The following is a 13970-nucleotide window of genomic DNA, read 5'->3' on the forward strand; positions in this document are numbered from 1 at the left end:
ACCAGAGGAAGGGGAGCACGATGTACAACGCTCAGGGGAAGATTTCCCAGGCCGACGTTCTGACTCAGTACGCACCGCTGGTGCGTCGGCTGGGTTTGCAACTGGTGGCCAGAATGCCCGCGAGCGTCGATCTGGATGACTTGATCCAGGCGGGAATGATAGGGCTGCTAGATGCCGCGAGCCGCTACAAGGACGATCAGGGCGCGCAATTCGAAACCTATGCGAGCCAGCGCATTCGTGGCGCGATGCTCGACGAGCTGCGCAGCAGCGACTGGCTGCCGCGCAGCTTGCGACGCAATTCGCGCGAGGTGGAGCGGGCGGTGCAACAGGTTGAACAGCACGAAGGACGCGCGGCCAGCGAGAGCGAAATCGCCGGGCATCTGAAGATGCCGCTCAACGAATATCAGGCGCTATTGCAGGAGCTGCACGGCAGCCAGCTGATTTATTACGAAGACTTCGACCGCTCTGCTGACGACGAACCGTTTTTGGACCGCCATTGCTCGGACCCGGCTGACCCGCTTTCGGCGCTGCTCGACGAGAGCTTGCGCGGTGCGCTGGTCGAAGCGATTGAACGCTTGCCCGAGCGGGAAAAGCTGCTGATGTCGCTGTATTACGAGCACGGGATGAATCTGCGCGAGATTGGCGCGGTGATGGAAGTCAGTGAATCGCGTGTGTGCCAGTTGCACAGCCAGGCCGTGGCGCGTCTGCGTGGCCGCTTGCGCGATGCCGCGTGGGTTAGCGCGGATGCGGCGGCGGGGTAGCGGGTAACGCGTTGTTGAGTGGGGGGAGACGTCGCCTGGTGGCCCCCAAAAAAAGTTGAACAAACACGGTTACGCCGATCAAGCGATATTGATGCAACCGTGCTGTCTCAAGCCCCCTCCTAATTCCCCATGTAATCAAACAGCGACATACCCTGGATTTTCATAAAGCCCTGCTGCGCCGCCTGAAGTGAAAACTGCGCCAACGAATACTGGCTAATCGCAGCGGTCAAATTAGTCGTGGTCAGATCCGCCAGCGTGCTTTTGTTTTGCAGCGTGCTGGTTTGCGTCACTGCCTGCAACGCCATGATTTCCTGTTCCCGTCCGCCCACCGATGCCTGCACGGTCACGACGTTATTCATCGTGTTCTTCAGCTTGCCCATGCCTGTGCTCAACGCGTTAGTCAGGTTCGCTACCGCTGCTGGGCTGCCGGTTGGGGACTGAAGTGCTTTCACCACGTCATCAATATTGGCAAACACATCGGTGCCGGCCTGGGTCGCGGGTGTCACGGTAAAGCTGTCGCCTGCAGCGGGGTCGCCTGTGATGGTCACGCTCTGGCCGCCCAGCGTGATGCCCGCGCTAGCGGTATAGGGCTGTGGTGTGCCTGTCACGCCTGTGGTCTGGTCGGTCACGCTGTATGTGATCGCCGGTGCTGTGCCGGAAAACGTAATCAGATATCCGTGTGCGTTGCTTGGGTCAGCTGCGTTGTTGGTGCTAACGCCGCCAATCGTGCCGCTGCCGGTATTCGCTGGATTGCCGGCTGGAATCGAGGTCGTGCCCACCGCCGCAACGCCGTTGAACACGCGTACGCCGTTATCGCTGGAAGCGATCTGGCGGGTATCCGAAACCTGCACATCGCGTGAGCCGGTGTCGCCGCTGTAGGCCACGGCGCCGCTGGCGTCGATGGCAAACGGTTGTGCCGTGGTCTTGAAGCCCGCAAACAAAAAATTGCCTTGGGGGTCGGTGGCGTTGGCCAGGGTCATCAACTGGTTGCGTAGCCCTTGTAGCTCGGTCGCAATCGCGCTGCGGTTGCCGTCGTTCAGCGAGCCATCTCCGGCGCGCACCAGCAAGGTGTTGATGTTCTGCAGCACGTTGCTAACGCTGCTCAGCGTGGTGTCTTCGGTTTGCAGTGAGGACAGCACGGTGTTCTGGTTGTTCGAATACTGCGCTAGCGCTGCGCCTTGCATGCTCAATTGCACCGCTTGCGCTGCGCCGAGTGGATCGTCCGAGGGTGTGCTCAGGCTGATGCCGCTGGCTATCCGTTGGTACATCTGCCCCAGCAAACTTTGCTGGTCCATCATCGTGCTGACGTTGAGCGAAAAATAATCACTGGTGGACATGCGCATGATTCAGTTCCTCACGAAAAAACCGACAGCAATGTCTGAAACAGGGTCGAGCTGGCCTGAATCACTTTGCTGTTGGCTTGGTAGAGCTGCTGGTACTTCAGCAAATTCGCCGCTTCTTCATTCACGTTCACCCCGGATACCGCTTGCTGCGCTGCGGTGATTTGTGTCACTAGCGAGGCTTGGGCTTTGTTCATGCCCTGGATCTGGTTGGTCTGGTTGCCGATCAGGTTGACGTAGTTCGCGTAGGCCCCGGTCAGCGTCGAGGTGCCGCCGTTCAGCACGGTGGCGCTCACCAGGTTCGACATGCTCTGGGCGTTGCGGCCGTCATTGCCGCCGCCGGTGTTCGCGCCAATCGTGAAGGTGTCGCCGTTCGCTGGGCTGCCGCTCAAGGTCACGGTCACGCCATTCATCGATCCTGCTGGGGCGGGTGTGGTGGCGCTGTTGATCGTCAGTGTCGCGCCGGTGGCAGGGTTGTACGGCACGGGGGTGGTGCCGGTCGCGTCAATCGTGATGGTGGTGGGCGGGGTGCCGGCAATGGTCACGACCGAGTTCGGTGGGAAACCGCTCATCTGGCCGGTGGCGGAGTCGTAGGTCAGCTTGGTCGGGGTTGAGGGCAAGGCATAACCGGTGGTCACGCTGCCTTGTGAAATCGTGCCGGTGCCGCTATTGGTCGCGCTCGCGCTGGCCAGCACTGGAGACGCTGCGGCTATCGCTGCGCCGTTGCTGGTGGCGAGGCCAAAGCCATTGAGCGCGCCGCGCGTCGGTGAGACTGAAAACGAATCGCCCGCTGCCATGGTGCCGCTGAGGTTGAACTGCAAACCGCCGATGGGGCCGCTCAGATCGCTGGCGGTGCCCACTACTGTGCCGGTGGCTTTATCGGTGAGTGCGTACTGGGTGCCGTCGTAGGACAGTGTGTAATCGCTGGTGGGCGGTTGCGCGGGATTGCTGATTCCGGCGCTGAGCGTCGCGCTGCTGGTGTTGTTCTGGTTGGCATATACCAGCGGGTTGCCCACGTTGAACAACGCGCCGCCTTTGTTGCCGGAGAGGTCGATGCCTAACGCGTTTTGTGCGTTAACTTGCGCGGCGAAGCTGACGGCAATCGCCCCTAGTTGAGCCTGGGCGGGGTCGAGGGTCTGGGTGCGAAACGCTAGCAACCCGCCTAGCGCGCCGCCGCTAATCGACGTATCTGGCAGCAGTTGTGCCGCTGGTGCGGGGTTCGCTCCCGCTAGTCCGAGGTAGGCAATCGACACTTCGGTCGGATCAGCCGCTGACGTCACGGCACCCAGGTTGAAACTTTTATCGTTCGCCACCAGGGTCTGACCGTTGCTCATAAAGATGCTGTAGCTCGAACCACTTGCCACCACCTGGATTCCGGTGAGCTGGCTCAGCTTCGACACTGCGAGGTCGCGTTGATCGAGCAACTGGTTCGGCGGCTGGCCTGAGGTGCTGGCGGCGGTGATCTGCGAGTTCAGCTCTGCGATTTGCGCGGTGTAGCTGTTGATCTGTGAGACGGCGTCGGTGAGCTGGGTGTTGACGGTTTGGCGCAACTGCCCATATTGCTGGCCTGCGGCATTGATCTGGTTCGCCAGCGATTGCGCGTTGCTGATCGCGGTCTGGCGTGCGGCCTGGCTGCCTGCATCGTTGGCCACGCCCTGCAAGCCGGTGAAGTAGCTCGTGATCGCGCTCGAAATGCCGGCTGTTGGGCTGCCGACGAGGTTGTTCAACTGGGCGATCAGGCCGTAATAGGAAGACGATGCGCCGCTTTGGGTTTGCGCGGTATTCAACTGGTTGGTCAGGTACTGGCTGTACTGACGCTGAACCGTTGTCACCGATACGCCTTGCGGCAGATAACCTGAGCCGCTGTAAAGACCAGCGGTTTCCTGGAAGATGGGGCGCTCGACGGAATAACCCGGCGTGGCGGCATTGGCCAGATTCTGGCCGGTGGTGGTCAAGCCCCACTGGGCTGCGTTAAGGCCGCTAAGCGCGATATTGAACAGGTCGCCTGACATGTTTCATCCAGAAAGACGCGCCAGCGAAGCTGGCCGTCATGTTGCGGGAACTGACGTGTTATCGGCAGGCTGGCGCAAAAATGAAGGGCCTGTGGCAACAAAACTCGTGCTGTCTGTTCGTGCGCGCGGCGGCATCATCTGACGCTCAGGCCTGGGCTTAACCCAGCTTCTGCATGATCGAGATCAGTTTTTTCGCGTAGTGGGGGTCTGTCGCGTAACCCGCGCGCTGCATGCCGTTGGCGAAGCCCCGCACGTCCTGCCCGGCGTCCAGCACCTGGGCGTAACGCGGGTTGTTCTTCAGCAGGCTGGCGTAATCGGTCATCGCATCGGCGTATGAATCGTAGGCGCGGAATTTCTCCACCACGCGCCGGGGCTGGCCGTTGACGTACTCGGTGGTGGCCGTGGCCACGGTCGGCCCATTCCAGTTCTTGCCCGCCTTGATGCCGAACACGTTATGGCTGGTGCTGCCATCGGCGCGCAGAATTTCACGTTTGCCCCAGCCTGATTCCAGCGCAGCCTGACCAACGATGAAGCGCGCCGGAATGCCCGTCGCCGCACTCGCGCTTTGCGCTGCGCCCGCCAGTTTGTCGACGAACGCCGTGACATGCGGTGCGGCATCCTCAGCGAGATTCGCGCCAACAGGGGGGGTTAGCGCGCTGTTGGCGGAATAACCCTGCTTGCCTTGCGCCGCGCCCAGCGCGCCATTCGCGGCGGCGTTGCCATAGGCTTTCGCCAGCGCGTTCAGTGCAGCGGTATTGCCCGCGTTCGCGTCGCTACCCGATGCACCGCCGATGCCACCCATGCCACCATCGGCTCCAGCAACGCCTGCGTTGCGCATCAATTGCTTGAGCAAGGCGTCGGCCACGCCCACGCCTTTGGACGACATTTGCTGCGCCAGTTGCTGGTCCAGCATCGAGGTGAAGGTCGCGCTGTCGCGCGAATCGAGTGGGCCATCCGAAGGTGTCGCGGCGCGCATGCTCTTGAGCATCATCTGCACGAACATCGCATCAAACTGCTTCGCGGCCTCTTTCAAGCCGGCCTTCGGCGCAGCGGCAGCCTTCGCGCGCAATGCCGCCAAGCCTTGCACATCGAGTGCGAAACGTTGTGTCAGGTCACTGCCAAGCGGATTGGAGTCGGTGCTCATCGCGTGTCTTCCTTAGATGATTTCCAGTTCGGCCCGTAGCGCGCCTGCGGCTTTCATCGCCTGCAAGATCGACATCAGATCGGCAGGCGTCGCGCCTAACGCGTTCAGTGCTTTCACCACTTCGGCCAGATTCGCGCCTGCGGTGATGTATTTCAGCGCGCCGTTGTCCTGCTTCATCTGAATCTGCGACTGCTGTGCCACCACGGTTTGCCCATTCGAAAACGCGCCTGGCTGGCTCACCACCGGCTGGGTGTTGATCACCACCGACAAGTTGCCGTGCGCGACCGCGCAGTTTTGCAGCGTCACCATCTGGTTCATCACGATGGAGCCGGTGCGGGCGTTCAGGATCACTTTGGCAGCGGCTTGAGCGGGCTTCACATCGAGGTTTTGCAGTTGCGCCATGAAGGCCACTTGCTGTGCGGTATCGGCCGGTGCGCGTAGCTGGATCGTGCGGCCGTCGAGTGCGTTTGCCGTGCCGTCGCCGAAGGTGCGGTTCACCGCGCCGACGATGCGCTGTGTGGTGTCGTAATCCATCTCGTTGAGTTCGAGCTGGATCGTGCCGCCCTGGGACACCATCGTGGGCACGGCTCGCTCGACAATCGCGCCGCCTGCGATCCGCCCGGCGGCGAGCTGGTTCACCTGCACTTTGCTGCCATTGGCGCTGGCCCCCGCGCCGCCCACCGCGAGATTGCCTTGCGAGAGCGCATACACTTGACCGTCTGCGCCTTTGAGCGGTGTCAGCAGCAAGGTGCCGCCGCGCAGGCTCTTGGCGTTGCCGAGGGATGACACTGTGACGTCGATGGCTTCGCCTGGGCGGGAAAAGGCGGGGAGTTTGGCGGTCACCATCACTGCGGCGACGTTCTTCAACTGCATGTTCGACGCCCCACCTCCGCCGCTGCCCCCAGGGCCCGCGTTATTGATCGAGATGCCGAGGTTCGCCAGCATGTTGGATAGCGTCTGCGTGGTGAAGGGCGTTTGCATGGTCTGGTCGCCAGTGCCATCGAGCCCCACCACGAGGCCATAGCCGATCAACGGGTTGTCACGCACGCCTTGAATCGACACGAGATCTTTCAGCCGTTCGGCCTGAGCCAGCGAAAACGGTGTGAGGGCGAGCGCCGCACCCAGCAGCAGCGCACCACAGCGGCGCAGCAGGCGCAGCAGGCGCATTAACGTGAGTGGGCTCACCATGGCGACACGTTCAGGAAGAAGCGTTGCAGCCAGCCCATGTTCTGGCTTTCGTCGATGTAGCCCTTGGCGGAGTACTCGATCCTGGCGTCAGCAACCTGGGTTGAATACACCGAGTTCACGCCCGAGATCGTGTTCGGATTCACCACCCCGGAAAAACGCACGAATTCATTCCCCTGGTTAATCAGCATCTGCTTTTCGCCGCTCACGACGAGGTTGCCGTTCGGCAGCACGCTAGTGACGGTGACGGTGATCGTGCCGTTGAAGGTGTTCGAGGCATTCGCGCCGCCATTGGCCTGAAACTTGTTGGCCCCGGTCGCGTCCAGGCTGGCGCGGCTGAAGAAGCCGGGCAAAAAGCCCGCCGTTGGCACGGCCAGATCAGTACTGCCCTGGCGGTTGGCATTCGCGCCGGATGATTTAGTCGCGTTGACGTTTTCAGCAATCACGATGGTCAGGATGTCGCCGACGTTGCGTGGCCGCTGGTCTTCGAACAATGGCCGGCCAGCGTAGCCAGGGTTGTAGATCGAGCCCGGCGACTGGGCTTGCGGTGGCACTGGTGGCGCGGCGGTCATCGGCTGCTGGATGATCGGCTGCTTCGGCACGAGGGCGCAGCCGCCCAGCAAGGCCATTAGCAGCAACGCCGTGGTGCATGCCGTCGTGGCGCGCGGCTGGCCTGGAATAACCGGGAACTTGAAATGCGACATGAAACGCTACCTGTGTGCTTGTGCGCGGACTCTGGCTCGGGCGCTCATGGCCTTTGTTGGGGCGAGCGGGTGTGACTGCTGTGGCTGATGCAACCGATGCGCAAGCTGGCTGACGGCCGGACTTACCGGCGATGCAGCGGCCGCTGCCGGCGTGGCAGGCAACCGCAGTCACCCTATGGCTGCCACGCCAGGCCTATCGGTTTAAATCTGCATCTGGCTCAGCGTTTGCAACATCTGGTCGGAAGTCGTCACCGCCTTGCTATTGATCTCATACGCGCGCTGGGTCTGGATCATATTCACCAGTTCCTGCACCACGTTCACATTCGAGGCTTCGACGTAATGCTGGTTGAGCATGCCTGCCCCATTGAGCCCCGGCTGCGTGACGTTAGGTGGCCCTGATGCGGTGGTTTCAGCGAACAGGTTTTGCCCTTTGGCTTCGAGCCCGGCCGGATTGATAAACGTTGCCACTTGCAGCGAGCCGATCTGCACGCTGGCGCTGCTACCGCCCTGGGTTACCGACACCACGCCATCGCTGCCAATCGTTAGTGATGTCGCGTTTTGTGGCAGCGTGATCGCGGGCAGGATCTGGTAACCACTCGCCGTGACCAACTGGCCTTGCGCATTGGTCTGAAACGAGCCGTCGCGGGTGTAAGCGTTGGTGCCGTCTGGCATCAGCACCTGAAAAAATCCCTGGCCATTGATGGCAACGTCCTGCGCATTGCCGGTCTGCTGCAAATTGCCCTGGGTGTACAGGCGCTCGGTGGCCACTTGCTGCACGCCTGTGCCGAGCTGAATGCCGGAAGGCAGCTCGGTTTGCTGGGTCGAGTTCGCACCGGGCTGGCGCGTGGTCTGGTACAGCAAGTCTTCGAACACCGCCCGCGAGCTTTTGAAGCCATTGGTGCTGACATTGGCCAGATTGTTCGAAATCACATCCATCTGGGCTTGCTGCGCATTCATCCCAGTCGCAGCGATATAAAGCGAACGGTTCATGGTGATCCTTCTCCTTCAGTCAGACGTCGTTCAGGCATGCCCGAAACGCCCGCCGGTTAGGTAAAACTGAGCAGCCGGTTAGCGGCCTGTTCGTTCTGGTCGGCCGATTCCAGCAGCTTGGTCTGCATCTGGAACTGGCGCGCATTGGCAATCATCGAAACCATCGCGGCCACCGGATTCACGTTGCTGCCTTCCAGCGACTGCGGCACGATCACCACGGTTGGGTCGGCTTCTGCGGGGTTGCCGTCTGCGACGCGAAACAAGCCGTCATCGCCGCGCTTGAGCGTCTGGGGATCAGGGTTCACCAGCTTCAGTTGATCGATGATGGCCACGGCCGTGGGCGGGTCGCCAGGCACCAGCGCCGACAACGTGCCATCGCTGCCCAGCGTCACCTGAGCGCCCTGCGGCACCGAGAGCGGACCGCCACTGCCCAGCACCTGCAAACCCGATGCGTTCACCAGTTGACCGTTCTGGTCCACCTGAAAATTCCCCGCGCGGGTGTAGGCCTCATTGCCGTCCGCGCCGAGCACGGCGAACCAGCCAGGCCCTTGCACCGCCACATCCAGCGGGTTGCCGGTCTGCTGGATCGGGCCTGGCGTGAAATCCGCGCCAGGGGTCGAAGCCAGCACGAAGGTGCGAGTGGTATCTGCGGTGGCGTCGGGCGAGCTGCCATCGCCAAAGCCCATCGGCACCGCACGAAACGTCGCCAGATGCGCGCGAAACCCCGTGGTCGAAACATTCGCCAGGTTGTTCGCAACCACAGCCTGTTGTTCCAGCGCCTGGGAAGCGCCAGTCAAGGCGGTGTAGATGAAGCGATCCATGGTGGTCCCGGAAGCGCTAGCGCTTACATGTTGATGAGGGTGTTATCAACGGCCTGCTGAGTTTTGATCGTCTGCGCATTCGCCTGGTAATTGCGTTGCGCGGTAATCAAATCCACCAGCTGGTTGGTCAGCACGACGTTGGAATTCTCCAGCGCGCCACCTTGCAGCACACCGTGGTTGGTGGTGCCAGGCGCAGATAGTTGCGGCACGCCGGAGGCGGCGGTTTCTGCGTACTGATTGCCGCCGAGATTCACCAGGCCGTTCTGATTGTTGAAGTTCGCCAGCACGACCTGGCCCAGCGCCGTGGTCCGGCCATTCGAATAATTGCCCGTCAGCACGCCATCCTTGCCCACCGAAAAACCCGTGAGCTGGCCAGAGGCGGAACCGTCTTGCCCTTGGTTGTTGGTGCCATTCTTGCCACCGAACTGCGTCGTGCCCGCGATCTTCAGTTGCAGGTTTTGCGGCGTGACCGAGCCATCGGTGTTCGGCACGCTGAAATCGAAGGTCAGCGCGTTCGCGGTTGGCGCGCCAGCGGCATTGGTCGTGCTGGAGAGGTTGCCCGAGGTATCGAAGGTCGCGCTGCCAATCTTCGCCACGGTGCCAGTAGCGGGGCCCGCGTACACATCCCATGCGCCGGTCGCGGTCTTCACGAAATACATGTTGACCTGCTGCGTGCCACCCAACGTGTCGTAGACCTGGACCGTCGAGGGGTAGTTGTAGCTGGTTGGATCGCTGGCGCTAAAGGGCGTTTTGCTCGGAACCGGATCTTGCGCGTTGAGGTTGTAGCCACCCGTAATCGTGGTGGTGGCGATCGGCGGAATGTTTGCGGTCGGCACTTGCAGCGGCACGGTTTGCGCGGTGCTGATTACGCCCGCTGCATTTGCTGCATAGCCCATCAGCTGCAAGTTGGAGCTATTCACGATGTAGCCGTTCTTGTCCAGCTGAAACGAGCCATCGCGGCTGTAGGTCACGCCGTTGCTGCCCGACATCTGGAAAAAACCATTGCCGTTGATAGCGACGTCGAGCGCCTGGTTGGTGGTGCTGATCGTGCCCTGGGTGAACTGCTGTACCACCGAGGCCAACCTTGAACCGAGACCAATCTGGGTATCGACCGCCGTCGCCACCGAATTGGCGTAGACATCGGCGAACTTCGCGTCACCTTGCTTAAAGCCAGTGGTGTTCGCGTTGGCGATGTTGTTGCCAATCACATCGAGATCGTTCGATGCCCCCGCCAACCCGCTCAAGCCTTGCTCATAACCCATGATGATCTCCGTATCAGTATCAGGATCGCCGTCACCGGCATTACTGCATGAATGTGTCACTCGCTGCGACCCCAGCACTTTTGATGCGCTGGTGACTTAAAACCGCCGGTGCTTAAAACCGCCGTGCGCCAGTGCGGTATCTGCTTATCTGCCTATCCGCCTGTGCGCTGGAACCACGTTTAAAGCTGCTTAAACCGTTTACAGAATTGCGGCCACGCTGTTCAGGCCAACCGTGCTGCCGTTCGACAGCACGAGCCCAGCCCTGCCGTCGGCCTGCTGCACCACCCCCAGCACTTGTGACGCCGTCAGCGCGGTGGGCACGGCGGCCTTGCCGTCAATCGTCGCGCTGGTGGTGATGGTGTAAGTGCCATCCGGCAGCGGATTGCCTGCGGTATCGACCGGCGTCCAGGCCACCGGCACGGTGCCTGCCTTCAGGTTGCCGAGATCAAGCGTTTGCACGATCTGGCCCGCTGCGTTCTTGACTTCGATCTTCACGTTGGTGGCATCGCTCGCCAGTTGCACGCCCACAGGCGTGGCCTTGCCATCCGCCACCGCCATCGCGTTGCCCGGTGTGAGCACCACGCTGTTTTTCAGGGCTGCGGCTTGGGTTTGTTCGCCCGCCGTCAATTGCGATGAAAGCGATGCCAGCGAGATATTCAACTGACCGATGCCAGAGACCGTGCTGATCTGCGCGATCTGCGTCGTCATCTGCGAGCTGTCCATCGGATTCGTCGGGTCCTGGTTTTTCATCTGCGCCACCAGCAACTGCATGAACGTGTCTTGCAGATCAGCCGCAGAATTGCCCGCCAGCGTATTGCTGCCCGTAGCCGCGCTTTTGCCTTTGGTGCCGTTCATTGTGTCCAGCAAGCTGGACGAAACGGCATCGCCGACAGTGGTTTGGGTCGTCAAATCAGTCTCCTCGGGAGCATAGGGGCCACCCATGCAGCAAGCGCGGCAGGGGCAGGTTTAGGCGTAAGCGGTGCGATGTTGCGGTGTGCGATGTTGCGATGCGCGATCAGGAGGAACCGATCGTGAGTGTCTTGATGAGCAGTTGTTTGACGGTATTCAGCGTCTCCACGTTGGCCTGGTACGAACGCGATGCCGAAATCATGTTCACCATCTCCTGTACCGGATCAACGTTGGGCTGGGTCACGTAACCCTCTGCATTGGCAGCGGGATTGCCTGGCTCGTAGGAGGTTTTCATCGGCGAGGGATCGTCAATCACCCGGCTCACCCGCACGCCACCAATCTGCTGGCCGGATTCGGTATAGCCGCCGCCTGCGGGTTTCACCTCGAACACCACCTGTTTGGCCTTGTATGGTTTGCCATCCGGGCCGGTGGTGCTGTCGGCGTTTGCCAGGTTCGATGCAGTGACGTTGAGCCGCTGCGATTGCGCGCTGAGCGCCGAGCCTGCGACTTCGAAAATACTCATTAGCGTTGACATGATTCCTCGCGCTTGTGTCTTGTGTTCTGTCGTGCGGTTTGTTTTGCCGCGCTGCCTGTTCCGCGCTGCTGGTGCCGGGCTCTGGCTCAGGTGTCGGGTTCAGTTACTCAGCTATTCAGTTCAAGTACCTGAAGTAATCGCGGAGAGCATCGACTTAATCTGCTGCGACACCAGCGTCATGCTCGACTGGTAATGCAGGGTGTTATCGGCAAACTGCACCCGCTCCATATCGAGATCGACCGTATTGCCATCCAGCGCAGGTTGAGCCGGTGTGCGGTAAAGCAGCTTGCCGTAGTCCGTGCTGGTGCCACCGGTCGTGCTCAGGCGCGTGGTGCCAGGCAAATGCCCCGGTGCCGTTGTTGCCAGCGAGACGCTCACGCCCACCGTCACCGGCTTAGCTGCTGCGCTGCCTGCGGCACTGCCGCTCGCGCCCATCGTGCGGCGCAATGCGCCTGCCAGCGAGGCAGCGAAATCGACATCACGCGCCTGGTAACCCGGCGTATCGGCGTTCGCAATGTTCGACGACAGCAGCGCCTGGCGATGCGCTCTGACATCCAGCGCTTCACGGCCAAAGGCAAATTCGGCATCGAGTCGGTCCAGCATGAAAACCTCCGCAAGTTCAGTCAGCTACTCATTCAGCTAGCCAGCCCAGGAGTCCGGTGCGTGTGGCTGCAGCGCGCGTCATGGGAAAAGCCTTTTTGCATGTACAGCATCTTATGAGCCGGACTAGCGCCGCAATCGGATGAATAACCGGGAAAGCGCGCCTCTATTCAACGATTGCCGCCCCCCACGGCACTCTAGAATTCGATGCGTCCTGCTGCGTTCAATCGAGTTCACTCGATTTCAATTGCGTTCGCCTGGCTGTGTTCTAGCTGTTCGATGGAGATCTACGATGGCCGCCCTGTCCGCTTTTGCTGCCCCGCGCCGTCTGTGCCACGAGGCGCTGACGCATGTCTTCAGCGGCATCGCGCGCGCGTGGCTAGTGGGGCTGCTAGTGGGGCTGCCGTTAAGCGCTCATGCGCAAGCCAGTAGCGGGCCGGAGGCGGATGAGAACGCTAGTGCCAGCCATGCGCCGATCGTGATTCCCGGGCCTGCGGAACACAATCCGGCCGCGTTGGCGCAGCTCGCTGAGCGGCTTACGGTGACGGCACCAGTGGCCACTGCGGCTGCGTCCTCCACTGCGTTGCCGGCGGCAATGGCCTCCCGGGTACCCTCCAGCCCATTGGCTGATTCGGATTCAGATTCAGATCGCTTCGCTCAAGCCGCACAGGCGAGCGGGGCCATCGTGATTCCCGCTTCTGGCGCAGAAGCCAGCCCACCACGTGTGATGACCTTGCCCCCGGCGGGAGCAGGCAATGCCGCCGCGCGGCCCCAGGCAGCAGCTACGCGCGTGGGTGGTGCGAACTACGCGATGCGTCAGCAGGCCGTGGGGAGTGTGAATGGCACCGCGCGCGCACCAACGGCCAGCATTCCACCTCAGCCTCTAGCCACACGCACGCCAACGGCCAGCACCGCGCTTCAGCCCGCAGCCGCACGCGCATCGACCTCTAGCACCTCACCCGGGCCAGACACCACACGCATATCCACAGCCAGCACATCGCCCCAACCAGGCACCGCACGCGCACCAACAGCCAGCCCCCCACTCCCCGGCCAGCAAGATGGCGAGTCGATCCGCCGCGCTGCGCTGGCGTATCTCCAGCAGCAAGTCACCGGGCTTCCCGGCAAAGTTGAGCTGAGCATCGCCCCGACCTTCCCGCGCGGCCTCGCGGCTTGCACCACGCTCGAACCGTTCTTGCCGACCGGTGCGCGTCTGTGGGGCCGTACGACGGTCGGCGTGCGCTGCATCGGCGAACGTCCCTGGACGCTATATCTGCAAGCCCGCATCTCGATTCACGCAACCTATTACCTCGCCGCCCGCGCTATCGCGCCGGGCGAACTGCTGGGCCAGGACGATCTCATCGCACGCGAAGGCGATCTGACGTTGTTGCCGCAAGCGGTGATTACCGAACCGTCCCAAGCGGTTGGCTCGGTCGCATTGATGCGCATCGCGGCTGGACTGCCGCTGCGGCGCGACATGCTGAAAAGCACACTGGCAGTGTCGGTCGGCCAATCCGTGCGCGTCGTGGCGCAAGGCATTGGCTTTGCCATTTCGGCTGAAGGCAACGCCATGAACAACGCCACGCCCGGCCAGCCCGTGCGGGTGCGAACAGCGGCGGGACAAATCATTACGGGCATCGTCAAGGACGGCTCGACGGTGGAGATTCGCTTGTGATGACGCTTTGGGCTAAAGTTTCGCGCGGCAACTGC

At 61.7% G+C, this 13970-nt stretch carries 13 protein-coding genes; 2 read left to right on the forward strand and 11 right to left on the reverse strand.

All coding sequences use genetic code 11. The features are described 5' to 3' along the window. Positions 1-20 precede the first annotated feature (20 nt). Complete coding sequence (locus GH656_RS01635; RefSeq protein ID WP_153074293.1) at positions 21-761, forward strand: RNA polymerase sigma factor FliA; 741 nt, start codon at positions 21-23, stop codon at positions 759-761. Positions 762-880: 119 nt separating this feature from the next. Here the strand turns inward: GH656_RS01635 and flgL are convergent, their stop codons facing one another. The 11 genes from flgL to flgB all read right to left on the reverse strand — a co-directional run bounded on the left by flgL (position 881) and on the right by flgB (position 12266). Beyond that, positions 881-2104, reverse strand: coding sequence for a flagellar hook-associated protein FlgL (gene flgL, locus GH656_RS01640; protein WP_153074294.1), 1224 nt, complete (start codon positions 2102-2104; stop codon positions 881-883). An 11-nt stretch (positions 2105-2115) separates the two neighbouring features. Next, positions 2116-4113 carry a flagellar hook-associated protein FlgK gene (gene flgK / locus GH656_RS01645; protein ID WP_153074295.1) on the reverse strand — a complete coding sequence of 666 codons (1998 nt, stop codon included), beginning with the start codon at positions 4111-4113 and terminating at the stop codon, positions 2116-2118. 157 nt (positions 4114-4270) lie between these two features. Next, positions 4271-5257 carry a flagellar assembly peptidoglycan hydrolase FlgJ gene (flgJ, locus tag GH656_RS01650; RefSeq protein ID WP_153074296.1) on the reverse strand — a complete coding sequence of 329 codons (987 nt, stop codon included), beginning with the start codon at positions 5255-5257 and terminating at the stop codon, positions 4271-4273. A 12-nt stretch (positions 5258-5269) separates the two neighbouring features. Beyond that, positions 5270-6445 carry a flagellar basal body P-ring protein FlgI gene (locus GH656_RS01655; protein ID WP_153074297.1) on the reverse strand — a complete coding sequence of 392 codons (1176 nt, stop codon included), beginning with the start codon at positions 6443-6445 and terminating at the stop codon, positions 5270-5272. Then, the gene (flgH, locus tag GH656_RS01660; RefSeq protein WP_246184279.1) at positions 6439-7071 is read right to left on the reverse strand and encodes a flagellar basal body L-ring protein FlgH; all 633 of its coding nucleotides are present in this window, start codon (positions 7069-7071) and stop codon (positions 6439-6441) included. Before flgH ends, GH656_RS01655 begins: the two co-directional genes overlap by 7 nt. Before the next feature lie 276 nt (positions 7072-7347). Beyond that, positions 7348-8136 carry a flagellar basal-body rod protein FlgG gene (flgG, locus tag GH656_RS01665; protein WP_153074299.1) on the reverse strand — a complete coding sequence of 263 codons (789 nt, stop codon included), beginning with the start codon at positions 8134-8136 and terminating at the stop codon, positions 7348-7350. Positions 8137-8192: 56 nt separating this feature from the next. Continuing rightward, a complete protein-coding gene (gene flgF, locus GH656_RS01670; RefSeq protein ID WP_153074300.1) occupies positions 8193-8957 on the reverse strand; it encodes a flagellar basal-body rod protein FlgF in 765 nt (254 codons plus the stop codon). 23 nt (positions 8958-8980) lie between these two features. Further along, entirely contained in the window at positions 8981-10219 is a 1239-nt protein-coding gene (gene flgE / locus GH656_RS01675; protein ID WP_153074301.1) for a flagellar hook protein FlgE, read from the reverse strand. Between the two features lie 198 nt (positions 10220-10417). Beyond that, positions 10418-11128: a flagellar hook assembly protein FlgD gene (locus tag GH656_RS01680; protein ID WP_153074302.1), complete on the reverse strand. Its 711-nt coding sequence runs from the start codon at positions 11126-11128 to the stop codon at positions 10418-10420. A gap of 106 nt (positions 11129-11234) precedes the next feature. Further along, positions 11235-11663: a flagellar basal body rod protein FlgC gene (flgC, locus tag GH656_RS01685; RefSeq protein WP_153074303.1), complete on the reverse strand. Its 429-nt coding sequence runs from the start codon at positions 11661-11663 to the stop codon at positions 11235-11237. Between the two features lie 120 nt (positions 11664-11783). Beyond that, positions 11784-12266, reverse strand: a complete 483-nt coding sequence (gene flgB / locus GH656_RS01690; RefSeq protein WP_153074304.1) for a flagellar basal body rod protein FlgB — start codon at positions 12264-12266, stop codon at positions 11784-11786. A 289-nt stretch (positions 12267-12555) separates the two neighbouring features. Between flgB and flgA the strand changes: the two genes are divergently transcribed. After that, a complete protein-coding gene (gene flgA / locus GH656_RS01695; RefSeq protein ID WP_246184179.1) occupies positions 12556-13935 on the forward strand; it encodes a flagellar basal body P-ring formation chaperone FlgA in 1380 nt (459 codons plus the stop codon). Positions 13936-13970: the final 35 nt, after the last annotated feature.

Source organism: Paraburkholderia bonniea (assembly GCF_009455625.1).
Classification (GTDB): domain Bacteria; phylum Pseudomonadota; class Gammaproteobacteria; order Burkholderiales; family Burkholderiaceae; genus Paraburkholderia; species Paraburkholderia bonniea.

Coding starts and splice junctions, on each gene's coding strand:
- GH656_RS01635 (WP_153074293.1), top strand. CDS start 21: ATGTACAACGCTCAGGGGAAGATTTCCCAGGCCGACGTTCTGACTCAG.
- flgL (WP_153074294.1), bottom strand. CDS start 2,104: ATGCGCATGTCCACCAGTGATTATTTTTCGCTCAACGTCAGCACGATG.
- flgK (WP_153074295.1), bottom strand. CDS start 4,113: ATGTCAGGCGACCTGTTCAATATCGCGCTTAGCGGCCTTAACGCAGCC.
- flgJ (WP_153074296.1), bottom strand. CDS start 5,257: ATGAGCACCGACTCCAATCCGCTTGGCAGTGACCTGACACAACGTTTC.
- GH656_RS01655 (WP_153074297.1), bottom strand. CDS start 6,445: ATGGTGAGCCCACTCACGTTAATGCGCCTGCTGCGCCTGCTGCGCCGC.
- flgH (WP_246184279.1), bottom strand. CDS start 7,071: ATGGCCTTGCTGGGCGGCTGCGCCCTCGTGCCGAAGCAGCCGATCATC.
- flgG (WP_153074299.1), bottom strand. CDS start 8,136: ATGAACCGTTCGCTTTATATCGCTGCGACTGGGATGAATGCGCAGCAA.
- flgF (WP_153074300.1), bottom strand. CDS start 8,957: ATGGATCGCTTCATCTACACCGCCTTGACTGGCGCTTCCCAGGCGCTG.
- flgE (WP_153074301.1), bottom strand. CDS start 10,219: ATGGGTTATGAGCAAGGCTTGAGCGGGTTGGCGGGGGCATCGAACGAT.
- flgC (WP_153074303.1), bottom strand. CDS start 11,663: ATGTCAACGCTAATGAGTATTTTCGAAGTCGCAGGCTCGGCGCTCAGC.
- flgB (WP_153074304.1), bottom strand. CDS start 12,266: ATGCTGGACCGACTCGATGCCGAATTTGCCTTTGGCCGTGAAGCGCTG.
- flgA (WP_246184179.1), top strand. CDS start 12,556: ATGGCCGCCCTGTCCGCTTTTGCTGCCCCGCGCCGTCTGTGCCACGAG.